The sequence below is a fragment of the Paenibacillus xylanexedens genome (assembly GCF_001908275.1).
In the GTDB taxonomy this organism is placed as follows: Bacteria; Bacillota; Bacilli; order Paenibacillales; family Paenibacillaceae; genus Paenibacillus; species Paenibacillus xylanexedens_A.
The window spans coordinates 1,582,893-1,608,659 of sequence record NZ_CP018620.1; the positions used below are offsets into that span (position 1 = coordinate 1,582,893).

Here is a 25,767-nt window from a genome sequence, read left to right on the forward strand (position 1 = left end):
TTAAAGCTTGCTGAATTTTGACTGATACCATTATAATTTCTTTTTGGGCTACAAGCAATTTCAACAAAATCCAAGTGAGGTATAATCATGCTGGCGATTGATGTCAAAGATTTGCGCAAGTCGTTTAGCGTCCAGAAAAGCCGAGGTGGGCTGAAGGGCGCATTCCAAGACCTGTTTGCACGTCAATACCAGGAGGTATTGGCTGTAAATGATATTTCATTTCAGATTCCGCAGGGCGAAATATGCGGATATATTGGGGAGAACGGTGCCGGTAAATCAACAACGATCAAGATGTTGACCGGCATTTTGGTGCCTACTTCAGGGCAAATATCGGTTGGTGGATATGTTCCGTATCAGGAACGGGAGAAGTTTGTACAGAATATTGGTGTTGTTTTTGGTCAGCGCAGTCAATTATGGTGGGATATTGGCGTAATCGAATCCTTCCATTTATTGCGCAAAGTATATCGTGTAGGAGAGGTCGATTTCCGGAAACGTCTGGATGAACTGGTTGAGCGATTGCAGCTTCAGGACCTGTTAAGCCGTCCGGTGCGGAAGCTCAGTCTTGGTCAGCGTATGCGCTGCGAGTTAGTGGCAGCCTTGTTGCATAATCCGAGTATTGTTTTCCTGGATGAGCCAACTATTGGTTTGGATATTGTGGTGAAGTCGGAAATTCGGGATTTCTTGAAAGATATGAACAAGGAGCATGGAACGACCATCCTGCTCACCACCCACGATTTGCAGGACATTGAGGCCCTGTGTTCCCGGGTGATCATGCTTGATGCGGGCAACATCATCTATGATGGTGGTCTGGATCATCTCAAGTCACAGTGGGGGAAGGAGCGGGAGATCCGCTTCAAGTTTGGTTCAGCTCACAACATCAGTCAGATGCAGGAATGGACTGCTGCGTTGCCTGTACGTTGGACGGTTGAGAATGAATTGTCCGCATCCGTATGGATTCCGCTGGAACTGAACGTTTCGGATGTACTCGGACGTGTCGTTGGACAAGCCGATATTACCGATATTCAGATTATTGAGATCAACACGGATGAGATTGTGCGCAGTATTTACCAATCCGGTTCCGCCGAGCGTCCCGAGATTGTGGGAGCAGGGAAAGAAGCGGTGGGTGTATCCTGAGATGAATAGTGCATTTATTGATTTTATGCGCATCCGTTTTCTAACGATGCTGGCATACCGGGTGAATTATTACTCCGGCATTTTGATATATACGCTGAATATCGGCGTGTATTACTTTACCTGGCAAGCCATTTACGGTAGCAGTGGTGAACTCGGCGGCTTCACGGCAGCGCAGATGACCACTTACATCGCTGTATCCTGGATGGCACGTGCCTTTTACTTTAACAACCTGGACCGGGAGATTGCCGCAGATATACGGGATGGTTCCATTGCAATTCAATTCATCAGGCCGATCAATTACGTTATGGTCAAAATGATGCAAGGGCTTGGTGAAGGTATTTTCCGCTTCCTGCTCCTCATGATTCCGGGGATGCTCATCGCCATTCTGCTGTTCCCGGTTGAATTGCCTACGGCGCCATCCGCGTGGATTGGCTTTCTCGTCATGCTGTTCTTCAGTTTCCTCATTAATTCCCAGATTAATGTGATAACCGGACTGGCGGCATTCTTTGTGGAAAACAATGAAGGCATGATGCGTATGAAACGCGTCGTGGTTGATTTGTTCTCCGGTCTAATCATCCCGATCAGCCTGTATCCAGGCTGGATGTCCGCGGTGATGAAAGTATTGCCTTTTCAGGCCATTACGTATCTGCCCGGTTCCGTCTTCACTGGAAGAGTGGAAGGTACCGCCATCTGGAGTGTACTCGGTATTCAGGTGTTCTGGTTTGCCTTACTGCTGCTTCCGATGGTATTGATCTGGCGTAAGGCGCGCAAGCGTCTGTTCGTGCAAGGGGGATAACAGATATGTACTATATGGGTCTGATCTGGGAATATTTGAAAAATTACATGAAAACACGACTCACGTACCGTGCTGATTTTTGGGTGGAGATCCTATCGGATCTGCTGTTCCAGGCAACCAACCTGATCTTTATCTTTGTGGTCTTCCGCCACACGGATAACCTGGGCGGCTGGAGTGAGAGTGAAGTGCTCTTTGTTTATGGATATTTTATGGTGCCCTATGGCATCTTCAGTTGTTTTATCAATCTGTGGGGATTCAGTGAGCGGTACATCGTCAAAGGTGAGATGGATCGGATCCTGACACGTCCTGCACATAACCTGTTCCAGATCTTGCTTGAAAATGTAGATCCGCCTGCACTCGTGGGCTCGTTTATTGGCTTGATCATCATGATCTTCAGCGGAGCAGAGATGGGTCTGATGCTGGAGTGGTGGCATATCCCTGCCTTAATTATATTGGCACTCAGCTCAGTCTTGATCTATGCGGGCATCTATACCACATTGACTTCACTATCCTTTTATTCGGACGCGCCAACAGGTATTCTGCCGTTGATGTATAACATTCAAGGATATGGACGCTACCCGGTAACGATCTATAACCGTGCCATTCAGGTGCTGTTAACCTGGATCATTCCGTTTGCCTTCGTGGGCATCTATCCCGCAGCGTTATTCCTTGAGAGGTCCGAGATGCATCGCATGGCGCTGCTTACACCTGTGATGGGATTGGTGTTTGGTTCTATGGGATTGCTGTTGTGGAATTTTGGCGTGAAGCGGTATCGCGGAGCAGGTTCATAATAACGCCCTATAGCATTTCATGGGGGAGATTAGGGAGGAACTGACATGACGTTAAATGTAGGCGAATTGGCACCGGATTTTGAGCTTCCGTCCAGTACGGGAGAATCGGTAAAGCTTTCGGATTACCGCGGACAGCGGGTACTGCTTTATTTTTACCCCAAGGATATGACTTCGTCCTGTACGCAACAGGCTTGTGATTTCCGGGATCGACATGCTGAATTTGAAGGGCTGAACACGGTCATTCTCGGAATCAGCACCGATCCGATGAAACAACATGACAAGTTTATCGCCAAATATGGACTGCCGTTCACTTTGTTGTCGGATGAAGAGCACGTTGTAGCCGAGCAATACGGTGTATGGCAGCTGAAGAAAATGTATGGCAAGGAGTACATGGGTATGGTTCGCTCCACTTTTCTAATTGATGAAGAGGGGAAATTGATCAAGGACTGGTCCAAAGTTCGGGTCAAAGGACATATCGAGGCTGCGCTTGAGGCTTTGAAGACATTGTAATAAATGATTTAGGCAGGTGTGAATAAATACATCTTATCCGTTTCATCATTAAAGGCTGTGCTTCGCGGAATTTACCGTGAACACAGCCTTTTTAGGTGGGCAATCGTTTTTGATTGGATGAATTGTTATTGCTCTTGCCAGAACGAAGCCGATGCACGAGCAGAAGGAAAAGAGGAATAATAAAGCTTACCGTGATATCCCAATCCACCCAAGCGGGCATAATCGTATTGGTGTAGAAAATGACATTGGGAGAAATCAGTACAGCTAAAGCAAATAATAACATCGCTGATGGCAGGATGAGAGGTTTGTATGTCTTTAACCGAAATAGCTGAGCTGTTCCAACGACAAAGGAGAACATATACAGCAGGCTTTTGAAATAGGTAGCAATTAACCAAGCAGTCGCCATGAAGGCCTCAATTCGTTCGAAAAAGTTGCCGATATTAATTTTCTGGGACAGGGTATAGGAGATATAGATGTCATGTTGGGTCAGAAAGGGTCCAAAAATCATGAGCGAAATGAGCAAAAGTGTAGTTAGCAGTAACCCTCCACATAAGGTGGCGAGTAACATGTCCCGTTTGATATGAGGCCCGGACATCACGTAAGGAAGAACCATGGTGATTACGATGAGTTCACCAAAGGAAGTAAATGCTCCCCGAATGATGGAATGAACCAGATGGAGCCAAGGGGTGTTCAAGTAAGGTTGCAGATGTGAACTGTTTACTTTGGGCATCAGCCCGAGAAACAACAAAATCATAAAGGCAACAACGATGGGGGTCAGCATTTCACTGCTTCCTCCTATTGTATGCAAGCCATGCATAAGCCCCCAGACCAGAGCGCACATAAGGATAATTAGAATGACCCGGATGGGGGTCTGAAGGTAGATCTGTGTGGTCATAAAGTCACCAACCTCACGGATACATATGGCAGCACCTATGGCGAAATAAAATAGATATGCAGCTGACAAAACAGACCCTGCCCACCGGCCAAGTATTTTTTGGCAGATTTCAATAAGGGAAAGATCTGGATGCGTCTGATGAAGTTTGTATAGCACCCACATGATGAGTATGCCGATCGGTTGACCGATAAGAGAACAGATCCATGCATCCTGTTGACCCGAAGCAGTAACCACGGAGGGATAGAGTAGAATCATGTCCCCAATCATGACCAGAAAGGTAAGGACTGCAAATTGCCTAATGGTGATTTTCTCTTTAATTAACATAGACACCGTTCTCCTTCTCTATATTCAGCATGGATGATACTCATGGATGAACTCCATTTTTCCATCCATACCAGGCTCCTTCCCCAAAAAAAGTATTCATCCCTGTGAGGAATTATTGTCAGAAACCGATGATTTTCTGTAAGACTTGAGCCATTGTATCAACAGAAGACAGCCTGGGAGAATGATCCCCAATGTGGTATCCCAATCTACCCAGTATGGAACAACGGTGATGACGATAAAGGTAATGCTGGGTGAGACCAGATTGGCTAATCCGAAAACGAGTACGGACGCGGGGATTACAAGCATTCGATACTGCTTAAGCTTGAACAGTTCCGCACAGCCAACAATAAAGGCGTATAAGTATATCATCGCTTTGAAGTACGTAGAGATCAGCCAGGAAGAAGCCATAATGGCTTCAATACGTTCGAAAAAGCCCCCAATACTGATTTTCTGGGACAAAATAAAAGAAGCATATATGTTATGTTGCGTGAGAAAGGCGCCCAAAACCAGCAGGGATATGGTAACAAGCGTTGCCAATACCAAGCTGCCTAAGCCTGCTGCAATAAGCATATCCCGTGTTCGATGAGCCTGCTTGGCGGCATAGGGCAGTATCATCATGATGGGGACGACCTCACCGATGGGATAGATAATGCTCACCAGAATGCCCTGGGAAATAGAGACGACACCCGTATCACTTACTGGCTTCAAATTGCTGGTATCCACCTCAGGAAGCAGACAGACTGCAAGAACGACAATAAACACAATAACGACAGGCATCAGTAGTTCACTACTTCGTCCCATCGTCTCCAATCCATGCCAGACTCCCCAGCCGATCACGATGACGAACATCAGAATGATGATGCGAATCGGAGTGTATTGAAAGATTTGAGTGGTCATGAAATCTCCGACTTCTCTCGTATGGGTGGAGGCACCGATAATGAAAAAGAAAAGGTAGAAGCAGGAAAAGAAAGTACCTGGCCAGAACCCTAGAATACTTCGTGCCATCTGCACCAGATTTTTTTCTGGGTGCATACTGCATAGCTTCAGGATCATGGCCATTAGTGCCATCCCCAGAGGAACGCCTATAAAAGCACAAATCCAGGAGTCTTGTTTGGCATAGGACGTGATAACTGAGGGGTAGATCAGCATCATATCCCCGACCACCATCATAAAAGTGAGAGTGGTCAATTGTCTTGTTCCAAGGCGCCCCTGTTCAAGCATAATGGTCCTCTCCTTTTCTAGGTTCCCGTCAGATGTGCCAAGAATTGATTAACAGGTTCATAGATCCACATGATGATATAGAGCGGACTAGGGAAATCCCACAGGTTGGCTGCAATCACACTGAACCCTGTGGCTATGACGAGCATTCCGCTGTACACAGCTGTTTCCCTCCATTCCTTGCGGCGGAAGAGCCCTGGAAGATCAACCAAGCCTACGAGGCCCCCTATGACAATGACAGTAATTGTAATCAACATCCGGTCTCACTCCTTCAAATCCTCCTTGAATGAATCATCCAGTGTACCTACACGTTTGATCTGTACATTGGCTTCATACTTAACATCCAGATTTTCAAAATATTGATCCCAATCTTTCTCAATCTTTTTGAAAAATTTAGGATCGGCATGATACACTTCCTGACCGAATCCAAAAATGTCAATATGGAACTTTCGCCGCACTGAATTCACGGATTTTTCCATCAGGTCTATCAGTCGCTCCTCACTGTCCTTTTCCAACTCTTTGAGCGTCTTCATTGAACCAATTCTGATTCCGCACTCTACTGCACCAATGGAAGACACATTTTTGAGTTTGATGTGGATCACAGGCTGGTCGTCAATGACCTTTGCTTTTCGTTGGGTCTTGGTGCGGAGAGCTTTGAACGTCACATTTCCTCCCTTTCGGCAAGGCATGTGACTGACGGTAGACACCACATTGTCGCGGATATAGTTGTATCCTTTCGATTCATCTTCCGTTAACCAGCCAACCAGTTTGTCCTTTTTGAAGATGCTTAATCCCGTAGAATTCAGTCGAGCAGGAGACTTGATTGTCCCAATATTATCTTTGCTTCCGCTTCTCGCTAAATTGCCAACGACCTCTACACCAGTGATTACAGGCTGTATTCCAGGTGTCAGCATATATTCAACTAATTGGTCTCCGGTTACGGTTGTTGTGGGAGACCAGGTCTTGGCAGACACGTCCAAAGAATTAAATAACTTCTCCGCAGGAATGTTTTCCAATGGGGTAAGTACGTCCAGTACTTTGGAAGCTGTAGTATTTCGTGCAACCATGACGTAATAATCGGGTCTAGCAGTAGGTTCCCTCATTAACGCTTCCATGACATCGTAGATGCCATCTTTGCGTGCATATTCTTCTCCGAATACCAACACACGGATATGCGCCATAAATATACGGCGTGGACTTGTCTCGGTCAGCTTCTGAATCGCTTCAAACAGCGTGGGCGCGGACGCTTCGTACAGCGTGACAGGAGTGCCATTGCCTCCCCCTGACTTGGAGGATACTTCATTCGGCACAACGACCTGAGCACTCACTTTAATCAAATCGCCATCCTTGTCTACACCAAGACCCAGCATAATGCCAAGTTCATTCAGTTCCTGGCGATCCCAGCATCCGGTAAGGAGAGGGAGCAGGAATGCAATGCATACAATTAATCGGAAGCTCTTGTTCATACGTTGTTCTCCTTACCGAATTAACGCTTCATTTTTTTGCTGCCTTGTCTGGTTTTGTTCGGTGTACCCGTAGAGAGTGGACGGGTTTTCATACGGGACCAGGGTACACGAAACAGCGTATCTTTCAGATCTTTCTGAATCAGAGGCGCAAAGGGAGACATATACGGTACGCCAAAAGAACGCAAGCTGCACAGGTGTGTAACCGTGATGAGCAAAACAATTAGAATACCGTAGAAACCAAAAGCTGCCGCGAGTATCATCAATACAAATCGCAGAATTCGGACAGAGATGGACAGTCCATTCTCTGGAATGACATAACTGGATATGGCCGTTATGGATACGATAATAACCATTGCAGCGGAGACAACTCCTGCATCTACGGCTGCTTGGCCAATGACCAGTGTTCCGACAATGGAAACGGCCTGACCGACCGTTTTCGGAATACGTATACCTGCTTCTCGCAAAATTTCATAGGTCAGTTCCATCAGTATGGCTTCAATGAATGCTGGAAAAGGAACGCCTTCACGTTGAGCTGCCAGACTAATGAGCATATTGGTGGGCAACATTTCCTGATGAAAGGTGGTAATGGCAATATAGAAGGATGGTGCTAGTAAAGCGATAAAAAAGGACAGATAACGAATCAAGCGAATCAATGTGCTGATATCGGCCCGTTGATAGTAATCCTCCGGCGATTGGAAGAAATGCACGAACAAGGCGGGAACCAGTAGCACAAAAGGCGTACCGTCCACGATGATGGCTACTCTGCCCTCAAGTAAGGCAGCACAAACCGTATCTGGACGTTCACTATTGTAAACCGTGGGGAATAACGTTCTGGTTTCGTCTTGTACAAGTTCCTCGATGTACCCGCTCTCCAGAATCCCGTCAATATCGATCTCATCGAGCCTGCGCCTTAGTTCCTCTACCACTTCCGGATCAACGGTATGCTTCAGGTATAAGACCGCAACCCTTGTTTTGGTGATACGACCAATCTCCTTTTCTTCGATCCAGAGATGAGGGTCACGAATGCGTTTGCGAATCAAGGATGTATTTGTACGCAAATTTTCATTAAATCCCTCCATAGGACCCCGAACAACGGTCTGTGAGATGGGTTCACCAACAGCACGGTCTTCCCACCCAGCTGCGGCAATTTTCAATCCTCGTGCACAGCCTTCGAGTAGCAGGATGGCCGAACCGGATAGGAGAGCATTAAGCACATCTTCCATGTCATCCACAAATGTTACATTGCTCGCAGCCAGAATGTCATTCTGGAGGTAGCTCAGATGCTCATCATCTGCAGAGAATTCCGGAAGTTCATGTGTCTTTAACAGGGATTCCAGGATGGAATGATTCAGAATCTGGACATCCACTAATCCATCAATGTACAACATCACTGCAGGCCATTTATGTAAACACTGGAGCGGGCGCATCATCAAGTCGTTGCTGTTCCCCATCACTTGCTTGCAGTATTCCATATTTTCGCTTAGATCCGGAGAGATTTGCCTCTGATCTTGGCGTTCCAGCGACGATTCACTCATGCCTTCACCTCCCTATACACCCTATATTTTCAAGTTAGTATGACCTGGATGAATTCGGATTATCACAAAAAAAAGGAGCTGCGATTATTCGCAACTCCTTGCCTGTTTATTATATATGGACTTTTGTCCGAATTTACTTTTGTCTTTGTCGAACAGGGGCTGGCTTGGATACGGTGGATCTTGCTGTCCATGCTTTGCGGTAACGATAGAGCACAGCTACGATAAGCAATAGGCCGATTCCTCCCACGATATATGCTGCATATTGATGAGCCAGATGGAATACGGCGTTCCACTGAGGGCCAAATATTTTGCCAATGCCCAGAAACAGTACAACCCAGAACAGTGCGCCTGAATAGGCGTAGAGAGCGAATTTGCGAAAGGGAACAGCGGCTATGCCCGCGAAATATCCTGTGAAATGCCTTACACCCGGAATGAAATAACCGATGAAGATTAAGGCATTACCATACTTGGCGAACCACTTTTGCGTTTTATCGAGCTTGTCCTGCTTTAGCAGAAACCATTTTCCGTATCGTGTTATAAAGGGCAGTCCTGCCTTGGCTCCAATAAAATAAGTGATGGTCATGCCAATCGTTGTCCCCAGAAAAGCCAGTATGGTGAGGATTCCAAAGTCGAGATGCCCCTTGTAGGAGAGAAACCCTGCGTAAGCCATCGTTGTTTCACCAGGAAAGGGAAGTGCGATGAATTCAAGCAACAAGCCAAAAAACAAAACGCTGTATCCGTAGGACCCAAACAGATGTTGGATCTTCTCAAGCAATTCCAATAGATTTCACTCTCCTGAATACGGGGTGGGAGCATGAATACTCTCCAAGGTGTTTTAATGTGTTCTGCCTGTTCATTATGCTACCTAATCTGAAGCGAAGAATCAATCAGGCTACATAGCAAATTGTGAAAAAATATTAAACAAAATCACGTCTTTTTTCAATGTAGCCTCCATATAATTCTAACAAATCTGCTGAAGTCTATCAGCAAATTACTAGAGACGGTGGAGGTCGATTCGTAAATGGTACAGAGACCGGAATTCAGAATCAAGGAATTAGGGGGAAACTCTGCAACAATCATACATACGTTTTTATCTGGAAAATGGTATGTCATTCTCGTGCGGATTGCGATATTGTTATGTGCATTTGCTGTATATGCAGGCACGGCTTATGCATCTTCTGCTTCCGGCTCAGGTGATCCAATTTCGGAAGATAAGAATACTCAAGACAAGGTAGTCTATCTGAGTTTTGACGATGGACCGGGTAACCATACCCGTGAAGTATTGGATATTTTGCGCAAGGAGAAGGTTTTGGCTACATTTTTTGTGCTGGGTGAGCAGGCAGAGCGTTATCCCGAGTTAATCCGGGGACTTGTGGAGGATGGACATGCTTTGGGGAATCATACGTTTAATCATCAATACGAACAGCTGTACAGTGATTTTAAAGTGTTCTGGAAACAGATCAAGCAAACAGAGGAAGTGCTGGAGCGTATAACCGGTTTCCGTCCGAATCTGGTGCGAGCACCAGGTGGTACCTACGGGCATTTTGACCAGAGTTATTTTGATTTGCTCCAACTGGGTGGATACACCGTCATGGACTGGAACGTCGATAGTGGAGATTCCAAGCGTAAAGGTGTTCCGGCCAAAGAGATCCTCAGCAATTCGACCAAAGTACCTGCGGGAGCACGTTCGGTCATTGTCCTGATGCATGACGGTGGTGCACATGCTGAAACGGTCAAAGCACTTCCGGGTATTATCAAATATTATCGTGATCATGGATATCGTTTTGACACCATAAAGAGTACAGATCAACCAGTTCAATTCCGTGTACATCCAGATGGTAAGTATAAGGCCCGCAAGGCGCCGGGAAAGGCCTGGATCGCAGAGCATGTAGAAGCGAACGCGACGTTATGGCTTGCAAGCAAGAAGCTGAAGGTAGAGGTGGGATTGGCTGCGGCTACCTTGCAACCGGGTGAGTTCCGCATGGAGGGTCAGCGAATCATGGTGCCTTTGCGTACGTTTATGAAAAAATTCGGGGGCAGCACTCGCTGGAACTCTGAAACAAGGACGGCCATAGCAGTATGGAAGGAAAGAACGATTCATGCAGACAGTGTGAGCGGAACACTGACAACAACAGGGGCAATTGAAACGGAAGCAGTACAGAGTCAGGGTGGAACCATCTGGGTTCCGTTACGTGAGTTACTGGAGCAGATGGGGTTGAGGGTGAATTCCTTAACCAGTAATGAAGCAGAGTGGACGGTAAAGGCGGGCACTTCCAGATCCATTTCGGCAATGAACAGCATATTTAATTATAAAATGATCTGAAGAAAGTCATTCTTGCAGGACTATTCTCTCTACTTCCGGGCAACACTGAATCATAGATTACTATGGTTCAGGAATGCTGATGAACGGAAGGAGATCAGAGAAATGTCTTATATCCGAATGGAACATGAACATGCGGTCGAATTGTTAAACAGGGTCATGAAGCGTGTTGAGAGTGTGATTATTGGCAAAAAAACAGAGATTCGTTATGTCCTCACTGCAATGCTCAGTGGAGGTCATGTACTTCTGGAAGATGTGCCGGGTACCGGGAAAACGATGCTGGTTCGTGCCGTTGCTTCTGCACTGGACTGCTCCATGGGCCGGATTCAATTCACGTCCGATGTCATGCCGGCAGATGTTACGGGCACTTCAATCTATCATCCACATACAGCTGAATTCAAGTTTCGGCCCGGACCCGTCATGTCCAATGTTGTCCTGGCTGATGAAATAAATCGCGCTTCACCACGCACTCAGTCTGCCCTGCTGGAGGCAATGGAGGAACGACGTATTACGGTTGATGGCACAACCTATGCCTTGCCACGCCCTTTCTTTCTGCTGGCGACACAGAATCCGTTACAGTTCGAGGGTACGTACCGTCTGCCTGAAGCGCAACTGGATCGATTTATCATGAGAATTGGACTTGGGTATCCCGATCCGGAACAGGAATTAGAATTGTTAACGCGCATGCAAGGTAGAGAGGAGCTTGATGAACTTCGCCCTGTCCTACTTGCTGAAGAGGTCGTAGCCATGCAGCGTGAAGTCAAACAGGTACATGTTGATCCGGTCGTCAAACAGTATCTGGTGGCCGTTGCTGTAGCCTCTCGCAACCTTCCGGCAGTCAGACTGGGCATCAGTCCGCGTGGAACACTGGCCTGGATGGCTGCGGCGCAGTCATTTGCCTATCTTCAAGGACGCAGTTATGTCATCCCGGATGATGTGAAAGAGGTAGCTGTGCCTGTCCTTTCCCACCGTATTCAATTGAAGGCACAGAACAGAGCGGAGGTTTGGGGGCAAGTTCAAGTCATTGAAGAAGCATTGTCATCGGTCCCGGTACCTGTACAGATGGCATCACAGGGAAGGGGACGGAGGCAATGACTGCGCTGGGACAACGGATTGTGAGTGCTGTCTTGGTGGTGGCTTTTGCTTCCTTGTATCAGTGGCATGGGGGCAAAGCGGCGTTGTTTCTATCCGTTATAACTTTCTTGATGTTTACAGGAGGTCTGCTTCTCCATTGGTTCGGACCACGGCGTATTCACATCCGTCGGAAAATACACACGAACCGGATTGAGGCAGGCGAGCAGGTACGGGTTCTTGTCGAACTGGAATTCAATTGCGTTATTCCATTGTTATGGATCGTTCTGTGTGAGAACACACCTGCAGGTGTTCATCGCAAATTGATTTTCCCGGGAACACGGCGACAATTTTCCTATCAATATGAATGTTCCGGGTTACGCAGAGGAGTCTACAGATGGGATACGGGCAGATTGTATTGGGGTGATATGTTTGGCTGGAATACCCTCTCCGCAGAGACCGAAGGAGGTACACCCCTGATTGTTGTTCCTCAAGCAACGGCTTGGGGGAAGGGGGATTCGGTAGAATTCGCTGCGATGATCGAAGGGACTCTGTCGGAGCGAAGAAATAGCCAGGGAAACCGTAGCCCTGAGTTTCGTGAATATCAGCAGGGTGACCCACTGGGAAGAGTTCATTGGAAAAGTACAGCCAAAACGGGAAAACTTCAGACCTTTCTGCCTGATACCACGGATATAGCCTCTCTCGGCATCCTGGTGTATGAAGGCGCGTCGGGTTATGACGTAATACAACGGGAGAACATGGATGCACCTGCTTTTGAACGAGTGGTTCGTGCAGCTGCCCGCTGGATTCATACCGCTGAGCGGGATGACATTCCTTATCATCTGTGGATGGAAGGCGGCGATAAGAACTATGATGCACAAGATCAATGGCAACATGGGCCGTTCCATGCAGATGATGAGAATCATGGACTGGACAAGTTAGCGGGGGCACGAATATCCAAAACACAATCAGGCTCGGTTTCGCTTCGAACGGAGATGCTGGATGGACTGGCGAGCGGGTCGCGAATTGTGGTTCTCACAGGTAAGATGGATCAGTTTCTGGCCGAATGGATCATAACTGCAATCGGGTCGGGTTATCGTGTAGAGGTGCAATTGACTGAAGCGAACCAAGACCAATTAGGATCAACGGATAGATTGATGAATGGATTGGGATATGACAACTTAAGTTTGGAGCGGCTTCGTCACAGCGGGGTGCCGATCCACGCGGTTACAGACGTTGCGTTATCTTCATTGGGAAAGGTGGAGGTAACGGATGTGGGAGCGTAATGGTAACCAGCAACCCAATTCCACTGTGGCCGACTTAGAGTCAACGGCCCGTACGAGATTAGAATCGGCCTATTCTGTATATAAAGCTGTGAACCAGAATTCTGTGACGGATATAAAGGATGAGGGATATGTTATCGTACCTGTCCTGTACAAAATTTTTATTTCGGCCATTTTACTTATACTGTCTCTGGAGTGGATATATCCTGTTACATCATCAAATCAGCAGGGCAGTGAACGGTTCTTGTCCGTAATGGCGGGATTAACGGGAGCATTGTTGCTCGCGGGGTTAATTAGTACAGGATGGATCACCGGAGTACTGATCCGATTATTCATTGCACTCGCTGCTTTATGTCTGATGTACGGAGGAAGTGATCCTGCCCGTTGGGCGGTCGCTTATCCGGGGATATTTTCAGCGGATATGGACACGTTTATAAATAACTGGCGATTCCACTCGATTAGTACAGAAACGAGAGGTTTGTTCATGATGTGCGGCTGGAGCATGCTCATGGCTTCTGTGCAATCCCTTGTATTGTTACGTCGAAGCGTTATGCTGTTTGGCAGTGCAACACTGCTCTATTTGCTTTTGCTTGAATCCTTTGCGGGGCTGGAAGTGTATGCTTCTGTAATACGGTCTGTCCTATGGACTTTTCTTATTCAGGCTCTGCTCCAGCTATTACGTCTCAATGGAGGAGTCACTACTCCGAGTTATCGCGGCAGCCCCTATGGCCGTTGGAGTGCCGTAACTATCGTTGTTTCCGCAGGTATGGTGCTTCTCTCCGCGTTACCTGGCCAGTTTGCTTCCATTCCTCAACCGGAACGCATATCTTTGGAGCAGATGGGTGAACGCATAGCTCGCTGGGCAGGTTATACACAGCACAGTAGTATCCCTGCTGCAACGACAGTCACGGGATATAGCACAGCGGACGCGCCTATGGGAGCACCGTTGGTGCAGGGGAACTCCATCTTTTTTATAGCGAAGAGTCCGAAAGTGACGTATTGGCGAGGGGAGACCCGTTCATATTATAACGGTAGTACTTGGAGTGATCCGGGTCAAAGCTTCGAAACGAACAGTCCATCCGGAATGCTACGCACAGATGGATGGGAGAATCCAACCTATTGGAGTCGCATCCGCCAAACCGTTACGATGCAGCGAGAGTGGAAAGGGCCAAATCCACTCTTTACCGGGGGCATACCGGTCAACGTATCGTTCCAGGATAAGAACAAGGATAATCAGGAAAACATGTTTTCTTTGCTGTCTAATCGCGATTCGGCAACACTGTGGCTCTCGAGCTCAGGGGACGATAAGATGGTTAAACATTATTCGGCAGACGTCATGGTTCCTGTCGCAACACCTGAACAGTTACGTCTGCTTGAGGAAACGAATAAAGGGAAAGATCCGGCAGCCATTCGCAGGACCTATCTGCAATTGCCTACATCACTCCCTGGTCGAGTGCAGACGCTCGCCAAGGAAATCATTCAAGGCAGTGAGACCCGGTATGACGCAGTGCAAGCCGTCAAGACTTATCTGGCTGCTCATGCCGAGTATACGTTGGATACCCGTATGCCACCGCGTGGAACCGATTTTGTGGACGATTTTCTATTCGTCACCCGGCAGGGGTATTGCAATCATTTCTCCACAGCCATGATTGTGTTGCTGCGTGTAGAGGGCATCCCCGCACGCTGGGTTAAAGGTTTTGGCCCCGGAGTTGCTGACCCGGATGTGCCCAGTCAGTATGTGATTTCACAGGGAGATGCACATTCCTGGGTAGAGGTATATTTTCCGGGTGCAGGCTGGATGCCGTTTGAGGCCACGCCTGGCTTCACCATGGCGCAAGGCGCAGGCGAAGATGTCGCAGCGCTCGCCGGGCCGCAGCCTGTTGCGGAGAATCCGCCGAATATGAGCGGCGGATTGGGTTACGCGGGCGCATGGCTGCTCGCCCGCACACGGGCCATTGCCGCGGAGCCATGGCTCGCGGCAGCCCTTGTGGCAGCGGCCCTGCTGGGCGCCGCTGCTCTGGTCCGCATGCGGCGGCTACGCCCCGCGCTGCGGTTAGGGCTGCTGCTGGCGTGGCCACGCAGCAGCTTTCCGGACCGCGAGCGGCTGCTGGGTGCCGCCGCTCCGGTCTGGGCGGCGCTCGCGCGCCGGTACGGCCCGCGGCCGCCGGGGATGACGCTGCGTGAATATGCAGCGTCACCAGCTGTGGCCGCAGGCGCGGACGGCGCGGACATCGCGCGGTTTGCAGCCGACTGGGAACGGCTGCTGTACGGGCCAGACCGTCCGCTGCGCGCGGACAGTCTGAACTTCCTGCGCCGGGCACTTCGTTTGGCCCGGCGGTTGCAGACGTTGTAACACAAGGATGTTACAACGTTACACCAAAGATGCGAAGCAGCTGCCATACAATCGCTATCGCTTTCCAATAGAGCTTGGCCACATGTGGGCAGATGAAGATCGCCATTGGCTGGCGCACTGTTTTTAAACGCAGCATTTGGTTTACGCTGCATGCCATACATAAGACGCCTTTCGCGCTGCGCTGCGAACGAGGCGTCTTTCCACGATCATACACTTGAACCAGTATCTTGCTGCCAAGCTTTTCTGTTCGAAATTTCATATTTAAAGGCATTTGGTAATCCTGTTTTGATATGTCGAAAAAAGGAGTTTCGCCTTTCCTTGACGGTATGTTTTGTCGTTGCGTATAATTAGTTTCATTGAATTGAGGGAGGCACGGTTATGAATAAGCAGAATGAGATTGTGGTTGTCCTTGACTTTGGGGGCCAATACAACCAGTTAATCGCCAGAAGAATCCGGGATCTTGGCGTATACAGCGAGCTTTTGCCGTATAACACACCGGCGGAAAAGATCGCAGAAATGGCACCAAAAGGAATCGTATTTTCAGGTGGGCCGTCCAGCGTATACGCTGAGAATGCGCCACACGTGGACCCAGGTGTCTATGACCTAGGCTTGCCAATCTTCGGTATCTGCTACGGAATGCAGCTTATGGCCCAACAGCTCGAAGGTAAAGTAGAACGTTCCGAGAAGCGAGAGTACGGTAAAGCAGACCTTGAGTTTGCCGCTGGATCTACACTGGCAAAAGGTATTGAAGGCGAACATACGGTATGGATGAGTCACGGTGACCACGTGGTTACACTTCCTCCAGGTTTCAAACTGGATGCAGGCACGGAAAGTGCGCCAATCGCTGCCATGAGTGACGATGAGCGTAAATTGTATGCTGTCCAGTTCCACCCTGAGGTACGTCACTCTGTTCGCGGTAACGACATGATTCGTAACTTCCTGTTCGAAATCTGTGGTTGCGAAGGCAACTGGACGATGGAGACATTCATCGATGACACGATCAAAGACATTCGTGAAAAAGTGGGCGACAGTAAAGTACTGTGTGCACTTAGCGGCGGTGTAGATTCTTCCGTTGTAGCTGCATTGCTTCACAGAGCCATTGGTGATCAACTGACATGTATGTTTATTGACCACGGTCTGTTGCGTAAAGGCGAAGCAGAAAGTGTAATGGAGACATTTGTCGGCAAATTCGACATGAAAGTTGTCAAAATTGATGCACAAGAGCGCTTCATGTCCAAACTGGCTGGCGTGGATGATCCAGAACAAAAACGTAAAATCATCGGTAACGAGTTTATTTACGTATTTGACGAAGAGTCCAAGCAGTTCGATGACTTTGCATTCCTGGCGCAAGGTACACTGTACACGGACATCGTGGAAAGTGGTACAGCGACTGCACAGACCATCAAATCTCACCACAACGTGGGCGGTCTGCCTGAGGACATGAACTTTAAACTGATCGAGCCACTGAACACGCTGTTCAAGGATGAAGTACGTAAAGTCGGTACCGAGTGTGGCTTGCCGGACGAAATTGTACACCGTCAGCCGTTCCCAGGTCCAGGTCTTGCGATCCGTGTTCTAGGTGAGGTTACTGAAGAGAAACTTAAAATTGTTCGTGACTCAGACTACATCCTGCGTGAAGAGATTGCCAAAGCCGGTCTCGACCGCGAAATCTGGCAGTACTTCACAGCCCTGCCGAACATGAAGAGTGTTGGCGTTATGGGTGATGCGCGTACGTATTCCTACACAGTAGGTATTCGTGCAGTAACATCCATCGACGGTATGACTGCGGACTGGGCACGTATCCCTTGGGATGTGCTGGAGAAAATCTCCGTACGGATCGTTAACGAAGTTGATAACGTAAACCGTATCGTCTATGACGTAACTTCCAAACCACCTGCAACGATTGAGTGGGAATAGGATATAGACTCTTAACGATAGATTTAAAAAATGCTCTTTTATCTGCGGTATTTCGCAAATAAAAGGGCGTTTTTTTATTAAGAAGAATATTGTGATCAAATTTTTGTAGGGCTACTTTTTTTACAAGTAATAAACTCTCAAAATTAATCCCATTTTAAAGTTCACTTCATGATCCTTTCAGGTAGGGCCTGTACAATAAGTACATACTAAGAGCTATATGGCTACTGAAAGGAGAATTGAATGTATGCGTAAAACCGACTATATGAGCAAATGGAAGATGGGTATTGGAAGTGCGTTTCTGATGGTGATGCTGGCAGGATGCGGTTCAGGTATGCAAGATCTGGCTTCCGGTTCGGGGGACTTTCCATTTGTGAATTTAGAGGCAGCGGATGCTTCTTCCGATCAGACCAGAAACCAGGATTTACCCTCTGACTCAACAACAAACACAAATCAGGAACAACAAGAGGTACAAGATGCTCCGCAGACAGAGATATAATTAACATAGGACTGATCCGGTAAAAAATAGCTCCGGAACATGTCGCAAATTGCTCCATATACCTAATGAGTATAAGCCTTCGGAATACGAGATATCGTTATTCCTAGATCATCATTCACCTGATTGCTAAAACGCATCAGAAATATAAGCTAGCTTGATTAGAGCGCTTCTGCTCTTTGATCAGGCTAGCTTTTTATGTTATCCTGCGGAACTTTCAGTCTGAAAGAATGGACATATCCCATTGAGATTACACCGAAAAAAGCGTATTCAATTGGGTTGTAAACCGCTGAACTGGTTCAATCTGTTAAATAATACGAACGATATTCTAAAAGCGTGATATTAATATTCGTTTTTCTCATTGACAAAAACATACTGCCCTCCTAAAATAGTGATGGGAAACAAACAAATAGCGCATACTTATTCGTATAATCCTGGGGATTGGCCCGGGAGTCTCTACGAGATCACCCTAATGATCTGGCTACGAAGAGGAGAAGGCTAAGCACATGAATTCTACATGATTGCGGGGACATCACGCACATTAGAATTTTTTTTGTTCTTAGTAAAGGCATCCTGCCACTCCTTGTCAGCTGAACCCTGGGTGAAGAATCTTCATCAGGGTCATTTGTCGTTTTTCAATATGGCTTCAACATCTCTAAGGGGGAGTTAGTAATTATGGATCGTTTCTTTAAATTAAAAGAAAACGGAACAAACGTTAGAACGGAGATTGTTGCGGGTCTCACTACGTTTATGACAATGGCTTACATTCTTTTTGTAAATACGTTGTTCTTGGGACAAGCCGGTGCGGGGATGTCGGATAATGCAGTATTCTTTGCAACAGCCGTCGGCGCCGGATTAATGACTATTATTATGGGATTGTTCGTGAATATTCCGATCGCACTTGCACCAGGTATGGGGCTGAATGCGTACTTCATGACTGTCGTTCTAAGTTCGAATGGAGCGATTACTTGGCAAGCGGCTCTCGGAGCGGTATTCCTTTCCGGTATCGTCTTCATTATTTTGACCGTGACGAAGATTCGTCAAATGCTGCTTGTTGCAGTTCCGCAGTCGATCAAAATGGCCATTACGGTTGGTATCGGTCTCTTTATTACCATTATTGGTTTCAAACTTGCTAACCTCGTGGCTGTAACAGTTAATGTTGCACCAGACGCAGATCTGAGTCAGCCGATTCCAGGTAGCAGTTTTAACTTGTCATTGGGCAACTTTGTAACACATCACGATGCGTTGCTGGCCCTGATTGGTTTGCTCCTTATTGCTATATTAATGGTTATGCGCGTCAAAGGCGCTCTGCTGATCGGGATCGTAGCAACAACGCTGATTGGTATTCCGATGGGCGTTACGAATCTGAGTGGTCTTTCAGGCGCAAGCTGGTTGCCTAACTTCAGTGATCTGGCGGTTGGACAGCTGGATTTGAAAGGTGCCATCAGTCTCGGATTGTTTGAGATCATCTTCATCTTTACCTTCGTTGAATTGTTCGACACGTTTGGTACGATGGTAGGTACTGCAACGCGTATGGGGATTATGAAGGATAAGAAAAAAGGCGAGAAAACGATTGGTAAAGCGATGCTCGTCGATGCAGTTGGTGTCAGCGCAGGTGCTGCACTAGGTACAAGTACCATTACGGCATACGTTGAAAGTGCTTCAGGTGTTGAGGCAGGTGGACGTACAGGACTGACTTCGGTAACGACAGGTTTATTGTTCATTTTGGCCCTGTTTATCGCACCGCTTGCGCTGGTTGTTCCATCCGCTGCGACGGCTCCGGCATTGATCATCGTGGGTGTACTTATGATGAGTCAAGTGCGCAGCATTGAGTGGGATGATTTCCTGCAAGCTTTCCCTGCATTCCTTACCATTGTATTGATGCCTTTCACAGGTGGAATCGCAAACGGGATCTCCGCAGGTATCGTATCTTATGTGATTCTGGCAGTGTTCAGTAACTTGGTTACAGAGCGTAAAGTGAAAATTCACTGGCTTATGTGGATCTTGGCGCTCATTGTAGTCTGCCGATACGTATTTATTGGCGGGGAGTAAGCGTACATTAGGTTTTAATGAAGAATACGGAGATAAGTTTGATACCTTATATATGAAAGAAGCGGAAGCCACGGGATTTAAACCCGGAGCTTTCGCTTTTTTTGTATTCTTTTCTTGAGCAAAATGAATTTCAAAAATGTTTTCCTTCTATATAGAAGGAATGAGTATAATGTTCTATGATCTGTTGGTTGTTTATCCAATGAAATCATCGGTTAATAAGTTCTATAACGTGATGAGTATGTACTCTATACAACTTGATTTCTCTATAATTGGATTAGGAATTATATGAAAAACCTTTTTTAATTACTCCGATCATTAAAGTTAGTGCGCAGATGTATCATTTAGCTGGTTATAAGGAGATACTTGTTAAAAGGTCTATAGGGTACTCATTTTATAAGAATTTAATGTTTATCTAAAAAAGACTTGCGTTTCATAACTGTACATGGTATATTCTATTTCCGGCCAAAAAAACACGAGATACACGGTGCGGCAAGCGAATGAAATAAGCTTCGAAAGAAACTTTAAAAAAAGAACTTGCAAAGTTGGTTCGGACATGATATTATATAAGAGTTGCTGAAGAGAACGACATTCGGTAACAAAACAAGTTTGATCTTTGAAAACTGAACAACGAGTGAGTAAACATTCTGCTTGCAGAATGAACGCGAAAGTTGAGACAAGCCTTGGCTTGAATCGACTGGAGCACAAATGAGATTTTTAATCTCGTCAGATTCAAAATGAGCTTATCGCTCTTTTCATACTTTATTGGAGAGTTTGATCCTGGCTCAGGACGAACGCTGGCGGCATGCCTAATACATGCAAGTCGAGCGGACTTGATGAGAAGCTTGCTTCTCTGATGGTTAGCGGCGGACGGGTGAGTAACACGTAGGCAACCTGCCCTCAAGTTTGGGACAACTACCGGAAACGGTAGCTAATACCGAATAGTTGTTTTCTTCGCCTGAAGGAGACTGGAAAGACGGAGCAATCTGTCACTTGGGGATGGGCCTGCGGCGCATTAGCTAGTTGGTGGGGTAACGGCTCACCAAGGCGACGATGCGTAGCCGACCTGAGAGGGTGATCGGCCACACTGGGACTGAGACACGGCCCAGACTCCTACGGGAGGCAGCAGTAGGGAATCTTCCGCAATGGGCGAAAGCCTGACGGAGCAATGCCGCGTGAGTGATGAAGGTTTTCGGATCGTAAAGCTCTGTTGCCAGGGAAGAACGCTTGGGAGAGTAACTGCTCTCAAGGTGACGGTACCTGAGAAGAAAGCCCCGGCTAACTACGTGCCAGCAGCCGCGGTAATACGTAGGGGGCAAGCGTTGTCCGGAATTATTGGGCGTAAAGCGCGCGCAGGCGGTCATTTAAGTCTGGTGTTTAATCCCGGGGCTCAACCCCGGATCGCACTGGAAACTGGGTGACTTGAGTGCAGAAGAGGAGAGTGGAATTCCACGTGTAGCGGTGAAATGCGTAGATATGTGGAGGAACACCAGTGGCGAAGGCGACTCTCTGGGCTGTAACTGACGCTGAGGCGCGAAAGCGTGGGGAGCAAACAGGATTAGATACCCTGGTAGTCCACGCCGTAAACGATGAGTGCTAGGTGTTAGGGGTTTCGATACCCTTGGTGCCGAAGTTAACACATTAAGCACTCCGCCTGGGGAGTACGGTCGCAAGACTGAAACTCAAAGGAATTGACGGGGACCCGCACAAGCAGTGGAGTATGTGGTTTAATTCGAAGCAACGCGAAGAACCTTACCAGGTCTTGACATCCCTCTGATCGATGCAGAGATGTATCTTTCCTTCGGGACAGAGGAGACAGGTGGTGCATGGTTGTCGTCAGCTCGTGTCGTGAGATGTTGGGTTAAGTCCCGCAACGAGCGCAACCCTTATATTTAGTTGCCAGCACTTCGGGTGGGCACTCTAGATAGACTGCCGGTGACAAACCGGAGGAAGGTGGGGATGACGTCAAATCATCATGCCCCTTATGACCTGGGCTACACACGTACTACAATGGCCGGTACAACGGGCTGCGAAATCGCGAGATGGAGCCAATCCCAACAAAGCCGGTCTCAGTTCGGATTGCAGGCTGCAACTCGCCTGCATGAAGTCGGAATTGCTAGTAATCGCGGATCAGCATGCCGCGGTGAATACGTTCCCGGGTCTTGTACACACCGCCCGTCACACCACGAGAGTTTATAACACCCGAAGTCGGTGGGGTAACCGCAAGGAGCCAGCCGCCGAAGGTGGGATAGATGATTGGGGTGAAGTCGTAACAAGGTAGCCGTATCGGAAGGTGCGGCTGGATCACCTCCTTTCTATGGAGAATCGTTTCCTGTAACGGAAACATTCAAATACGCAGCTTAGCTGCAAAACACTCACTCGTTGTTCGGTTTTGAGAGCTCAAACTCTCAAACAGCTTGCTTTTGCATGGAGCTTGTTCTTTGAAAACTAGATATCGAAACGAAACAAACGCGAATTAGAACATTCCTTTAAGCTGATTTTGTGTAAACAAGTCAAGTGTATAAAGGTAGTTAAATTGCTTTTGTGATGGTATCGGGTGAGAGCGACTTTTGGATTTGGACGCAGTCCAAACCAAGGGAAGCGAGCGACCGAAACCGGAACAAAATGGTTAAGCTACTAAGAGCACACGGAGGATGCCTAGGCGCTAGGAGCCGATGAAGGACGTGGCGAACAACGAAACTGCCTCGGGGAGCTGTAAGCAAGCTTTGATCCGGGGGTGTCCGAATGGGGAAACCCAGCTGGGGTAATTTCCAGTTACTCACAACTGAATACATAGGTTGTGTAGAGGCATACCAGGGGAACTGAAACATCTAAGTACCCTGAGGAAGAGAAAACAATAGTGATTCCGTCAGTAGCGGCGAGCGAACGCGGAGAAGCCCAAACCAAAGAGCTTGCTCTTTGGGGTTGTGGGACGTCTCACATGGAGTTACAAAGGAACCGGTTAAGCGAAGAGGTCTGGAAAGGCCCGCCAAAGAAGGTAAAAGCCCTGTAGTTGAAAGTTGGTTCCCTCCGAGACGGATCCCGAGTAGTGCGGGGCACGTGAAACCCCGTATGAATCCGGCAGGACCATCTGCCAAGGCTAAATACTTCCTAGCGACCGATAGTGAAGCAGTACCGTGAGGGAAAGGTGAAAAGCACCCCGGAAGGGGAGTGAAATAGAACCTGAAACCGTGTGCTTACAAAAAGTCAGAGCCCGTTTTAGGGGTGATGGCGTGCCTTTTGTAGAATGAACCGGCGAGTTACGTTCCCGTGCAAGGTTAAGGTGAAGAGCCGGAGCCGCAGCGAAAGCGAGTCTGAATAGGGCGATGTAGTACGTGGACGTAGACCCGAAACCGGGTGATCTACCCCTGTCCAGGGTGAAGGTGCGGTAACACGCACTGGAGGCCCGAACCCACGCATGTTGAAAAATGCGGGGATGAGGTGGGGGTAGCGGAGAAATTCCAATCGAACTCGGAGATAGCTGGTTCTCCCCGAAATAGCTTTAGGGCTAGCCTCGGAAACTAGAGTCGTGGAGGTAGAGCACTGATTGGGTGCGGGGCCCGCAAGGGTTACCAAGCTCAGTCAAACTCCGAATGCCATAGACTTACTTCCGGGAGTCAGACAGTGAGTGCTAAGATCCATTGTCAAAAGGGAAACAGCCCAGACCATCAGCTAAGGTCCCCAAGTGTGTGTTAAGTGGGAAAGGATGTGGAGTTGCACAGACAACCAGGATGTTGGCTTAGAAGCAGCCACCATTGAAAGAGTGCGTAATAGCTCACTGGTCGAGTGACTCTGCGCCGAAAATGTAACGGGGCTAAACACACCACCGAAGCTATGGCTTGATGCTTTGCATCAGGGGTAGGGGAGCGTTGTATAAGGGTTGAAGGTGTACCGTAAGGAGCGCTGGACATTATACAAGTGAGAATGCCGGTATGAGTAACGAAAAGATCAGTGAGAATCTGATCCGCCGAAAGCCTAAGGGTTCCTGAGGAAGGCTCGTCCGCTCAGGGTAAGTCGGGACCTAAGGCGAGGCCGAAAGGCGTAGTCGAAGGACAACAGGTCGAAATTCCTGTACCACCGTAAGCCGTTATGAGCAATGGGGGGACGCAGTAGGGTAGTGACACGGACTGATGGATGTCCGTCTAAGCAGTAAGGCTGATGTGTAGGCAAATCCGCACATTGTAAGGCTGAGCTGTGATGGGGAGCGAAAATTATAGTAGCGAAGGTCATGATCTCACACTGCCAAGAAAAGCCTCTAGCCAGGTGATGGTGCCCGTACCGCAAACCGACACAGGTAGGCGAGAAGAGTATTCTAAGGCGCGCGGAAGAACTCTCGTTAAGGAACTCGGCAAAATGACCCCGTAACTTCGGGAGAAGGGGTGCCCCGGTAGTGTGAATAGCACGAGGGGGCCGCAGTGAAAAGGCCCAAGCGACTGTTTAGCAAAAACACAGGTCTGTGCGAAGCCGTAAGGCGAAGTATACGGGCTGACGCCTGCCCGGTGCTGGAAGGTTAAGGGGAGTGGTTAGGAGCAATCCGAAGCTGTGAACCGAAGCCCCAGTAAACGGCGGCCGTAACTATAACGGTCCTAAGGTAGCGAAATTCCTTGTCAGGTAAATTCTGACCCGCACGAATGGCGTAACGACTTGGGCGCTGTCTCAACGAGAGATCCGGTGAAATTTTAATACCTGTGAAGATGCAGGTTACCCGCGACAAGACGGAAAGACCCCATGGAGCTTTACTGCAGCTTGATATTGAATTTGGGTACGATCTGTACAGGATAGGTGGGAGCCTTTGAAGTGTGAGCGCCAGCTTGCGTGGAGGCAACGTTGGGATACCACCCTGATCGTATCTAGGTTCTAACCTGGTACCGTAATCCGGTGCGGGGACAGTGTCAGGTGGGCAGTTTGACTGGGGCGGTCGCCTCCTAAAGAGTAACGGAGGCGCCCAAAGGTTCCCTCAGAATGGTTGGAAATCATTCGAAGAGTGCAAAGGCATAAGGGAGCTTGACTGCGAGACCTACAAGTCGAGCAGGGACGAAAGTCGGGCTTAGTGATCCGGTGGTACCGCATGGAAGGGCCATCGCTCAACGGATAAAAGCTACCCTGGGGATAACAGGCTTATCTCCCCCAAGAGTCCACATCGACGGGGAGGTTTGGCACCTCGATGTCGGCTCATCGCATCCTGGGGCTGAAGTAGGTCCCAAGGGTTGGGCTGTTCGCCCATTAAAGCGGTACGCGAGCTGGGTTCAGAACGTCGTGAGACAGTTCGGTCCCTATCTGTCGTGGGCGTAGGAAATTTGAGAGGAGCTGTCCTTAGTACGAGAGGACCGGGATGGACGTACCGCTGGTGTACCAGTTGTTCCGCCAGGAGCACCGCTGGGTAGCTATGTACGGACGGGATAAACGCTGAAAGCATCTAAGCGTGAAGCCCCCCTCAAGATGAGATTTCCCAGTATGTAAGACCCCTTGAAGACGACGAGGTAGATAGGCTGGGGGTGGAAGTGCAGCAATGCATGGAGCTGACCAGTACTAATCGGTCGAGGGCTTATCCAATAGCAAGTTGTAATTCGCATGTTTCGTTTCGAATCTAGTTTTCAGAGAACAACAACTCT

At 48.2% G+C, this 25,767-nt stretch carries 18 protein-coding genes, 2 rRNA genes and 1 riboswitch; of the genes, 13 read left to right on the forward strand and 7 right to left on the reverse strand.

Annotation, left to right across the window (positions count from 1 at the left end):
• The first annotated feature begins 87 nt into the window (after positions 1–87).
• From BS614_RS07135 to bcp, 4 genes are read left to right on the forward strand one after another with little or no spacing between them, the layout of a single operon-like run.
• A complete protein-coding gene (locus BS614_RS07135) occupies positions 88–1,134 on the forward strand; it encodes an ABC transporter ATP-binding protein (RefSeq protein WP_036614079.1) in 1,047 nt (348 codons plus the stop codon).
• A 1-nt stretch (position 1,135) separates the two neighbouring features.
• On the forward strand, positions 1,136–1,930 hold the full coding sequence (locus BS614_RS07140) for an ABC transporter permease (protein ID WP_026081300.1): 795 nt from the start codon (positions 1,136–1,138) through the stop codon (positions 1,928–1,930).
• 5 nt (positions 1,931–1,935) lie between these two features.
• Positions 1,936–2,721 carry an ABC transporter permease gene (locus BS614_RS07145; protein ID WP_074093439.1) on the forward strand — a complete coding sequence of 262 codons (786 nt, stop codon included), beginning with the start codon at positions 1,936–1,938 and terminating at the stop codon, positions 2,719–2,721.
• Between the two features lie 45 nt (positions 2,722–2,766).
• A complete protein-coding gene (bcp, locus tag BS614_RS07150; RefSeq protein WP_036668208.1) occupies positions 2,767–3,231 on the forward strand; it encodes a thioredoxin-dependent thiol peroxidase in 465 nt (154 codons plus the stop codon).
• Between the two features lie 91 nt (positions 3,232–3,322).
• Here bcp and BS614_RS07155 read toward each other — a convergent pair whose 3' ends face one another.
• From BS614_RS07155 to BS614_RS07180, 6 genes are all read right to left on the reverse strand, one after another.
• Positions 3,323–4,450, reverse strand: a complete 1,128-nt coding sequence (locus tag BS614_RS07155; protein WP_074093441.1) for a GerAB/ArcD/ProY family transporter — start codon at positions 4,448–4,450, stop codon at positions 3,323–3,325.
• Between the two features lie 96 nt (positions 4,451–4,546).
• Positions 4,547–5,671 carry a GerAB/ArcD/ProY family transporter gene (locus tag BS614_RS07160; RefSeq protein WP_074093443.1) on the reverse strand — a complete coding sequence of 375 codons (1,125 nt, stop codon included), beginning with the start codon at positions 5,669–5,671 and terminating at the stop codon, positions 4,547–4,549.
• A gap of 17 nt (positions 5,672–5,688) precedes the next feature.
• Complete coding sequence (locus BS614_RS07165) at positions 5,689–5,925, reverse strand: hypothetical protein (RefSeq protein ID WP_074093445.1); 237 nt, start codon at positions 5,923–5,925, stop codon at positions 5,689–5,691.
• A 6-nt stretch (positions 5,926–5,931) separates the two neighbouring features.
• Positions 5,932–7,134: a Ger(x)C family spore germination protein gene (locus BS614_RS07170; RefSeq protein WP_074093447.1), complete on the reverse strand. Its 1,203-nt coding sequence runs from the start codon at positions 7,132–7,134 to the stop codon at positions 5,932–5,934.
• 20 nt (positions 7,135–7,154) lie between these two features.
• A complete protein-coding gene (locus BS614_RS07175) occupies positions 7,155–8,669 on the reverse strand; it encodes a spore germination protein (RefSeq protein WP_074093449.1) in 1,515 nt (504 codons plus the stop codon).
• Between the two features lie 133 nt (positions 8,670–8,802).
• Entirely contained in the window at positions 8,803–9,450 is a 648-nt protein-coding gene (locus BS614_RS07180; RefSeq protein ID WP_017690726.1) for a DedA family protein, read from the reverse strand.
• 240 nt (positions 9,451–9,690) lie between these two features.
• On the opposite strand from BS614_RS07180, the gene BS614_RS07185 reads away from it, so the two are divergent.
• The 4 genes from BS614_RS07185 to BS614_RS07200 all read left to right on the forward strand — a co-directional run bounded on the left by BS614_RS07185 (position 9,691) and on the right by BS614_RS07200 (position 15,696).
• Positions 9,691–10,992 carry a polysaccharide deacetylase family protein gene (locus BS614_RS07185; protein WP_074093450.1) on the forward strand — a complete coding sequence of 434 codons (1,302 nt, stop codon included), beginning with the start codon at positions 9,691–9,693 and terminating at the stop codon, positions 10,990–10,992.
• 102 nt (positions 10,993–11,094) lie between these two features.
• Positions 11,095–12,084, forward strand: coding sequence for an AAA family ATPase (locus BS614_RS07190; RefSeq protein ID WP_074093452.1), 990 nt, complete (start codon positions 11,095–11,097; stop codon positions 12,082–12,084).
• Positions 12,081–13,346 (forward strand): DUF58 domain-containing protein, encoded by a 1,266-nt coding sequence (locus BS614_RS07195; protein ID WP_074093454.1) that lies wholly within the window; start codon positions 12,081–12,083, stop codon positions 13,344–13,346. Before BS614_RS07190 ends, BS614_RS07195 begins: the two co-directional genes overlap by 4 nt.
• Positions 13,333–15,696: a transglutaminase-like domain-containing protein gene (locus tag BS614_RS07200; RefSeq protein WP_074093456.1), complete on the forward strand. Its 2,364-nt coding sequence runs from the start codon at positions 13,333–13,335 to the stop codon at positions 15,694–15,696. The genes BS614_RS07195 and BS614_RS07200 overlap by 14 nt, the downstream gene beginning before the upstream one ends.
• A 10-nt stretch (positions 15,697–15,706) precedes the next feature.
• On the opposite strand, the gene BS614_RS07205 is transcribed toward BS614_RS07200, so the two are convergent.
• Positions 15,707–15,955 (reverse strand): hypothetical protein, encoded by a 249-nt coding sequence (locus BS614_RS07205; protein WP_157116039.1) that lies wholly within the window; start codon positions 15,953–15,955, stop codon positions 15,707–15,709.
• A 119-nt stretch (positions 15,956–16,074) separates the two neighbouring features.
• On the opposite strand from BS614_RS07205, the gene guaA reads away from it, so the two are divergent.
• The 5 genes from guaA to BS614_RS07230 all read left to right on the forward strand — a co-directional run bounded on the left by guaA (position 16,075) and on the right by BS614_RS07230 (position 25,708).
• A complete protein-coding gene (guaA, locus tag BS614_RS07210) occupies positions 16,075–17,613 on the forward strand; it encodes a glutamine-hydrolyzing GMP synthase (protein WP_074093460.1) in 1,539 nt (512 codons plus the stop codon).
• 244 nt (positions 17,614–17,857) lie between these two features.
• Positions 17,858–18,109 (forward strand): hypothetical protein, encoded by a 252-nt coding sequence (locus tag BS614_RS07215; RefSeq protein WP_074093461.1) that lies wholly within the window; start codon positions 17,858–17,860, stop codon positions 18,107–18,109.
• Between the two features lie 401 nt (positions 18,110–18,510).
• A riboswitch (purine riboswitch) is annotated at positions 18,511–18,610 on the forward strand.
• Positions 18,611–18,781: 171 nt separating this feature from the next.
• Positions 18,782–20,158, forward strand: coding sequence for an NCS2 family permease (locus tag BS614_RS07220; RefSeq protein ID WP_047841443.1), 1,377 nt, complete (start codon positions 18,782–18,784; stop codon positions 20,156–20,158).
• 759 nt (positions 20,159–20,917) lie between these two features.
• A 16S ribosomal RNA gene (locus BS614_RS07225) occupies positions 20,918–22,470 on the forward strand.
• Positions 22,471–22,782: 312 nt separating this feature from the next.
• A 23S ribosomal RNA gene (locus tag BS614_RS07230) occupies positions 22,783–25,708 on the forward strand.
• The 16S and 23S rRNA genes sit together here, the layout of an rRNA operon.
• Positions 25,709–25,767 lie beyond the last annotated feature (59 nt).

Excerpts from the sequence above, each read along its gene's own strand:
- BS614_RS07170 (WP_074093447.1), bottom strand. The coding sequence starts at position 7,134 with ATGAACAAGAGCTTCCGATTAATTGTATGCATTGCATTCCTGCTCCCT.
- BS614_RS07160 (WP_074093443.1), bottom strand. The coding sequence starts at position 5,671 with ATGCTTGAACAGGGGCGCCTTGGAACAAGACAATTGACCACTCTCACT.
- BS614_RS07175 (WP_074093449.1), bottom strand. The coding sequence starts at position 8,669 with ATGAGTGAATCGTCGCTGGAACGCCAAGATCAGAGGCAAATCTCTCCG.
- BS614_RS07205 (WP_157116039.1), bottom strand. The coding sequence starts at position 15,955 with ATGAAATTTCGAACAGAAAAGCTTGGCAGCAAGATACTGGTTCAAGTG.
- BS614_RS07185 (WP_074093450.1), top strand. The coding sequence starts at position 9,691 with ATGGTACAGAGACCGGAATTCAGAATCAAGGAATTAGGGGGAAACTCT.
- BS614_RS07165 (WP_074093445.1), bottom strand. The coding sequence starts at position 5,925 with ATGTTGATTACAATTACTGTCATTGTCATAGGGGGCCTCGTAGGCTTG.
- BS614_RS07200 (WP_074093456.1), top strand. The coding sequence starts at position 13,333 with ATGTGGGAGCGTAATGGTAACCAGCAACCCAATTCCACTGTGGCCGAC.
- BS614_RS07135 (WP_036614079.1), top strand. The coding sequence starts at position 88 with ATGCTGGCGATTGATGTCAAAGATTTGCGCAAGTCGTTTAGCGTCCAG.
- guaA (WP_074093460.1), top strand. The coding sequence starts at position 16,075 with ATGAATAAGCAGAATGAGATTGTGGTTGTCCTTGACTTTGGGGGCCAA.
- BS614_RS07220 (WP_047841443.1), top strand. The coding sequence starts at position 18,782 with ATGGATCGTTTCTTTAAATTAAAAGAAAACGGAACAAACGTTAGAACG.
- BS614_RS07215 (WP_074093461.1), top strand. The coding sequence starts at position 17,858 with ATGCGTAAAACCGACTATATGAGCAAATGGAAGATGGGTATTGGAAGT.
- BS614_RS07195 (WP_074093454.1), top strand. The coding sequence starts at position 12,081 with ATGACTGCGCTGGGACAACGGATTGTGAGTGCTGTCTTGGTGGTGGCT.
- BS614_RS07190 (WP_074093452.1), top strand. The coding sequence starts at position 11,095 with ATGTCTTATATCCGAATGGAACATGAACATGCGGTCGAATTGTTAAAC.
- BS614_RS07140 (WP_026081300.1), top strand. The coding sequence starts at position 1,136 with ATGAATAGTGCATTTATTGATTTTATGCGCATCCGTTTTCTAACGATG.
- BS614_RS07155 (WP_074093441.1), bottom strand. The coding sequence starts at position 4,450 with ATGTTAATTAAAGAGAAAATCACCATTAGGCAATTTGCAGTCCTTACC.
- BS614_RS07145 (WP_074093439.1), top strand. The coding sequence starts at position 1,936 with ATGTACTATATGGGTCTGATCTGGGAATATTTGAAAAATTACATGAAA.
- bcp (WP_036668208.1), top strand. The coding sequence starts at position 2,767 with ATGACGTTAAATGTAGGCGAATTGGCACCGGATTTTGAGCTTCCGTCC.